Here is a 6,892-nt window from a genome sequence, read left to right as displayed (position 1 = left end):
TAACAGGAGTAACAGGAGTAACAGGAGTAACAGGAGTAACAGGAGTAACAGGAGTAACAGGAGTAACAGGAGTAACAGGAGTAACAGGCGCGACAGGAGCTACGGGAGTAACAGGAGCCACAGGAGCCACCGGACCAATTATTTTGCCTAATGCACGAATTAGTGACAATACAACTCAAGTACCAGGCACAACTTCACCAACGGCAATAACTCTGTCAACTAATGATGAACTGCATGGAATAATTCATCCTAGTTCTTCAGCGGTAATTACTTTCCCAACAGCTGGTTTCTATTTGATCACGTATTCAGCAGAAGTGAACGTTGACAATGGTGTTGAAACTACTGGGTTAATCGAAAATACTCCGGTTAACGGTATAAGACCAACGTCAACATTCACAGTGAAAGTAACTAATGATGACACAATTCCTGCTGCCATCGAAATTCTGGGCTTTTTCGTGACAGGGACCACGAAAACGCTGTATGTTCAAGAGGTGTTTGTTTTGGCGCCGGGAGAAGTTGCAACCAGAGTTTATTTTGCAGATTTGGATGCTTTTGAGTTCCAGTTCGTTACTAGCTCTCAAGCTGTGGAAATCTCAGCTTGGGGAAAAGATGCTGCTGGGAATTTGGTTGCAGCTCATCGCTTGGTACCTGCAGAACTAGATCTAATAGGACCAGTAGATATAGACATTTGGGTAAGAAAGAATGGTTCTGATGTAAGTAACTCCAATAGGAGGGCAATATTGTCAACCACTAATACACCTGAGGTTGTTACTGCAGCATTTATTATTGAAATACTAGCATTTGATACCATTTCATTTATTCAAGCCGTGAGTGATGCCTCATTTGGTGCAGGCATATATGCGTTTACTCCAATCGGGGAACCAGCTATACCTTCGATAATTGTTACAATTAACAAAGTAAGTAATATTTTTTAGACTAGTAAAGATTATTGGTTATAAAGGCAAGGCTTGAGCTTTGAACTCAAACCTTGCCTTTTTCTAACATGAATCTTCTTACACGTGAAACGTCAAAGGTTAGAATATAACATAATTATGAAATAGATGTGACCTCGGTATATGCATTTGTTTATAATATAAGTTCCCAAGCGGTTGCGGTTGGAAATGATGTGCTTTTTGATAGCAATGATCTTTGATTGGAATTGCGGACACTTATTTGTTAGTATTCCAGTCCATTAGTCGTTACTGGTGAATCTAACCAATGTGCTGTGTATTTGGGGAGGACTGTGCTAACTGGTAGTAGATTGGTCTCGAGCAATTAACCGTGGGAGATAACCTACCGAACTATGGTCAAATGATCTTTGAAGCAGTCGCTGGCGTTACTAATCGTTACTATAAAAGAACAATAATTTATTTAGAGGAATAGTTACATTAAAGTCCCTTGGAATGCCAAGGGACTTTAATTTTATTTTTTGTTTCATATATGATACTTCCCAATAAATTTATCTTGAATATATATACAGTAATCATGTTTTAAAAGGAGAGATGAAATGGAAGGCAAGGAAATGAGAATCAGTCTATGTATGATAGTCCGTAACGAAGAAAATACAATTGCGAGATGTCTTAATTCTGTCAAAGGCATCCCTGATGAAATTGTAATTGTTGATACAGGCTCCTCAGATCGCACTAAAGAGATCGTCAAAGGATTTACAGATAAAATCTTTGATTTTACTTGGATCGACGATTTCGCAGCTGCCCGAAATTTTGCTTTTAGCGAAGCTACTGAGGATTATATCCTTTGGTTAGATGCAGATGATATTGTAGCAGATACTGATCGTGAAAAGTTTCTTAAATTAAAGAAAAATATAGATCCTTTAATAGACGTTGTTAATATGCCCTATCTTTTAGCATTTGACCAGTTTGGCGCAGTTACTTTCAGTTTAAAAAGAAACCGCTTGGTTAAACGAAGTAAGAACTTCCAATGGATTGGGGCGGTACACGAGTATTTAGAGGTGTACGGACATGTTTTAAACTCTGATATCTGTATTACACACAAAGAGATGGGAGGTAACGACTCATGTCGTAACCTTAAAATATATGAGAAACGAAAGGCCAGAGGGGAATCGTTTTCTCCCCGAGATTTATTTTATTATGCTAATGAATTGCTTGATCACCAACTCTATGATCAGGCGATCAAATCCTATCAGGAATTTTTAAAGACTGGACAGGGCTGGGTCGAGGATAATATTTCTTCTTGTGGAAAGCTGGCTGATTGTTACCAAAAATTAGAAGATGAAGACAAACAACTTGAATATCTCTTTAAATCCTTTGAATATGCTACCCCAAGGGCTGAGTTCTGCTGTCGGTTAGGTTTTCATTTTCTGAGTGCAAAGCAATATGAACAAGGGGCTTTTTGGTATAAACTGGCCACTCAGTTGGATAAGCCTTTTGATTGCTGGGGACCAATTATTGAAGCCTGTTGGACGTGGTTACCGCATTTACAGCTGTGCGTTTGTTATGATCGCATAGGTAAACATGAGTTGGCCTATGCGCATAATGAGATTGCAAGAAAGTATTGTCCAGAAAATACCCAGGTTCTATACAACAAGAATTATTTAGAGGGTTTGTTGGGAATAGGGACTTCCGAAAAGAAATAAATCACGATTAAGTAACACTTCCTTTTCTGACTGCCTCTGATGAATGTCCATTACGATATTAGATAAAGCCCTCCACAACAGAAGCATTCTCCCAAAAATATCAGGGTTATTGTATAAAATATGAGCTATTGAAAACGCCCATGGGGGTGTTTTTTGTTCGGTGTGTGAAATTGCCCGCTTGCCCGGAAATAACCAAATACAAGTAACCAACATATAGATACATGGAGATGGTCGTAGCCATTAAGTATCATATGAGGTGATTGACAAATGACAACCAGTATCATCATTCTAACCGTAAACCAATTAGCGGTTACACAGCAGTGCTTAGGGAGTATTCGACAGAATACACCGGAATCATATGAGTTGATTGTGGTTGACAATGGGTCAACTGACGGCACCATTGAATACCTAAAAAGTCAACCGGATATCAAAGCAGTGTTCAATTCCAGCAACCTTGGCTTTGCCAAAGGGTGTAACCAGGGCAGAGAGTTGGCAAGCGGTGATAATATACTATTTTTAAATAACGACACTGTTGTAACAGAAAACTGGTTAGGGAATATGCTCCGTTTACTTTATAGTCAACCACAAATAGGGTTGGTAGGACCAGTTAGCAATAAAGCTAATGGGCATCAGCAAATCAATGTGTCTTATGCAGAACTATCCGGTCTGGTAGATTTTGCACGGGAATATTGTGCAAAAAACGCTGGCTGTTATCGGCGGGTATTTCGATTGGTTGGGTTTTGTCTGTTGGTTAAGAAGGAAGTTATTAACCAAGTCGGAGGGTTCGATGAATTGTTTGGATTGGGCAACGTCAAAGATGATGATTTCTGCTTGCGGGCAGTGCGGGCAGGTTATCATTTGATGATTGCTCTTGATTCTTTTGTGCATCATATTGCTCAACTGACATTCAACAGCATCCAGGAGGGAAGCTTCAAAAAACTAATGGAGGAGAACCAGGAAAAAGCTATTGTAAAATGGGGCTTTAATATTGGGAATTACCTAGATGATTTACAGACCAAAATTGAGTCTAAACAGGATGGTAAAGCCCCTAATCGCGATTTACAAAGCTATGAATCACGCTTAGAGGTTGGGGAGAAATTAGCATCACAGGAGCTCTATTATTTTGCTAATGAACTCTTGAATCGTCGTCGATACGAACAGGCAGTAGAATTTTATGAAAAGTTTCTAGCCACCGATCAAGGAGAAGTTGAAGACAAAATCGCCGCATGTGGAAAAGTAGCCGATATTTATTTGAAGCTCGGCGACCAAGAGAGTATGAAAAAATATATTTTCCTGTCTTTCGGGTACGATACGCCACGGGCAGAATTCTGTTGTCGTTTGGGATTTTCAGCTCTGGAGGAAAGAGATTATAAAGCGGCTATAGTTTGGTATAGGATTGCTACGCAACTAGAAATGCCAACTGAATACTCGGACTCTGTAAACAAAGCCTGCTGGACCTGGCTACCACATCTACAATTGGCAGTTTGCTATGATCGTGTCGGAAAGCTGGAATTGGGCCACCGCCATAATGAGTTTGCTCGTAATTTTGTGCCACAAGATAATCGGGTTGTGCATAACAGAACGTACTTTAAAAATATCTTGGGACCAAGGAGAACGGCAGAAATAGATGCGCAAGTTCAGGCCGAACTGCGTCGGAAGAAATTGTTGCCCCCTGGAGAGAAGTCAGACGTTGCGCCAAGTTACTGGGAAAACGGGAAGATTTTTTTAGGCTGTGGCAATCTCAAGCTGGATGAATTTATTAATGTTGATTGCTATCAAACTTCGGCTACCGATGTTATTTTGGATTGGGAGCAACCCCTACCATTTAACGAAACAAAAATTAAGTGTGTCTTCAGTAATTCTTTCTTAGAGCATTTCGAACGGGGCAAAATACAGGGACATTTAAAGGAAGTGTATGCGTCGTTGGGAGATGATGGATATTTCTGTTATATAGGTCTCCCCTATTTCCGCAATATCGCTTCTCTTTACCTGGAAAATTCGTCTGGTACTAACGGACCATTATTTAGCTTGCAAAATGTATATCAATATACGCACGATCCTTTGGACAATGTTGGTGAGAGCAGTATTAACAACTATCAAAGGCATAAATCTATCTTTGATGAGCCTGAATTGCATGTCCTTCTGCGTGCAGCGGGGGTTCGCAACTATCTCCTGTTCACCTATGCTTTCCCCGGCGATGAAAATGAACTACCCGTGTTGAGCGGCTTTTATGCTGAGAAATCAGGTGATTTCACAGAAAATGGCTTAAAGGCTGCTTGCCAAAGTTTTCTCAGCCGATTTGACGGAAAGATGATTCGCCTAGATACACTGGCTTATCTGTCGTGTGTAATTGACCGTAGCCAGGTGTCAAGCAGAGGCAGGGAAAACGGGCCTCTGCGTTTTGTAACCATGTTTCCAGGAGCAGGAAACTTCCACTTGGTGAAAGGCCTCGGAATGATACCCTTCATAATGCATAAATACTATGGTTACGAATCTTTTATGGCCTGTTATGACAACGGACCTTATGATTACCTAAAAGACGAGGTGAAAGGTCTACAGACCTGGTTTATTGACAGGGTTACCGGTGACACGCAAAAAGATGGGATTGAATTTTTGCGCGCTCACGCTCAGGAGATTGATGTTCTCAACCTGCTTCATTTGATCTCCACTAGCTTTGTTTGGGCTTCAATTTATAAGGCGTTAAATCCAGCAGGTAAAGTGTTCTTGAAATTGGATGCTAACTATAACATCAAGAACGCAAATTGGCCCAATGCGAAGGAAATTCTAAAGAATTTTGATCTGATTAGTGTGGAAACTACTGGTTACCAGGAGTTTTTGCGTAAAGCTTGGTCGATGAATGTGGAGCGTTTGCCAACTGGGTTTTATGATGGTGGGAGAAGAGAAATTGTTGATTTTTCGAACAAAGAAAACGTTATCCTCACTGTGGGGCGAATTGGCTCAACTGAGAAGGCCAACCACATATTGTTGGAAGCGTTTAAAATTGTAGCTGATTTACTGCCGGGATGGAAAGTAAAATTAGTTGGGACAGTAACTGATCGCTTTGAGAATTATGTGTCCGAATTATTGGCAGATAGGCCGGAATTAAAGGACAGAATCATATTAACTGGTCATTTATTTGACCGTAAGAAACTGCGGGAGGAATACAAAAAAGCTAAAGTTTTCTGTCTTACGTCATTATGGGAAGGGTTCCCGAATGTTTTTCCTGAGGCACAGCAAAATGGGTGTTTCATTATTTCGTCTGATTTGTCCCCTGCTTGGGATATTACCGATAACAAAAGATTTGGAGATATTTTTCCAGTGAATGATGTTAAGTCCTTGGCCGATTCGCTCCTGCGTAATTGTAAAGATGAAGAAACTTTACGCAGAGTCTGTCGGGAAGCTCAGGATTATGCCTACGAAAATTTTAACTGGGTAGAAATCTGTCGGAAATTGGACAACTCACTCAAGGAAAATGGAAAATAATAATGGCTTTGCCACGAGCGAGCTATTAAAGGCAGAGAATTAGAGCTTGGTACGCCAAGCTTTAATTCTCTGCCTAGGCTTTCCAGGTGGATTAAGATAATCTTTCAGGGCATCCCGCCACGGGCGTAGATCAGAAAAAGCGTTTAATTTGATTGCATGGTGTTCTGAGACTGAAAAGGCTGGTCGGGGTGCTGGCACCAATTCAACAACATCGATCATGTGTTCTTTGCCAGTGATAAGGAAAGATCTTTCTCTGGAAATTGCCTCCACTTTCCAGCGCGTTGAATACTATAGAAGTATGACCAATATTATAACTAAAAGCGTTGGGAAATAATTGTTGGATTTTGAAAGGAGCCATCTTATGAGTACGAATACGATGGATGTTTTTAAGAACGGAGTTTCCTTTAAAAGTTCTTTCAGACACAAGACAGGTGTGGTGGATCTGGAGGGATATTATCAACAATTCTTGGGAATTGTCCAGTATTATTCCGACACTCTCCCAAAATAACTTCACTGAAGTAAGGGGCATTACGATAAGTGATTTTTTAACAGAATATGATGTTAAAGACATCGGTTTCATTAAGATAGATATCGAAGGTGGAGAATATTCTATTATACCATCAATGCACGATTATTTATGTTCCAATAGGCCCACCTTATTATTATATATATCTTTTCATAGTTTTCGGTTAAGTGAAGAAATAAAAATCAAAAACAGCAAGAATAATTCAGATAGCCAAATTTATTTAGAAGATTCGATATATCAAGTTTTTAAGTCTTTGGACTTTTAATTAG

The 6,892-nt window shown here is 40.0% G+C and carries 3 protein-coding genes and 1 pseudogene; all 4 read left to right on the top strand.

From position 1 onward, the window contains the following. Positions 1-935: pseudogene (locus DOT_RS32845) on the top strand (hypothetical protein); the annotation flags it as partial. 572 nt (positions 936-1,507) lie between these two features. Then, on the top strand, positions 1,508-2,614 hold the full coding sequence (locus DOT_RS26010) for a glycosyltransferase family 2 protein (protein WP_009624606.1): 1,107 nt from the start codon (positions 1,508-1,510) through the stop codon (positions 2,612-2,614). Between the two features lie 267 nt (positions 2,615-2,881). Continuing rightward, positions 2,882-6,097, top strand: coding sequence for a glycosyltransferase (locus DOT_RS28075; protein ID WP_009624605.1), 3,216 nt, complete (start codon positions 2,882-2,884; stop codon positions 6,095-6,097). Positions 6,098-6,458: 361 nt separating this feature from the next. After that, complete coding sequence (locus DOT_RS32145; protein ID WP_242833915.1) at positions 6,459-6,605, top strand: hypothetical protein; 147 nt, start codon at positions 6,459-6,461, stop codon at positions 6,603-6,605. Positions 6,606-6,892: the final 287 nt, after the last annotated feature.

The sequence above is a fragment of the Desulfosporosinus sp. OT genome (assembly GCF_000224515.1).
Classification (GTDB): Bacteria; Bacillota; Desulfitobacteriia; order Desulfitobacteriales; family Desulfitobacteriaceae; genus Desulfosporosinus.
This window is presented reverse-complemented; position numbering and strand designations above follow the sequence as displayed.

Excerpts from the sequence above, each read along its gene's own strand:
- DOT_RS32145 (WP_242833915.1), top strand. The coding sequence starts at position 6,459 with ATGAGTACGAATACGATGGATGTTTTTAAGAACGGAGTTTCCTTTAAA.
- DOT_RS28075 (WP_009624605.1), top strand. The coding sequence starts at position 2,882 with ATGACAACCAGTATCATCATTCTAACCGTAAACCAATTAGCGGTTACA.
- DOT_RS26010 (WP_009624606.1), top strand. The coding sequence starts at position 1,508 with ATGGAAGGCAAGGAAATGAGAATCAGTCTATGTATGATAGTCCGTAAC.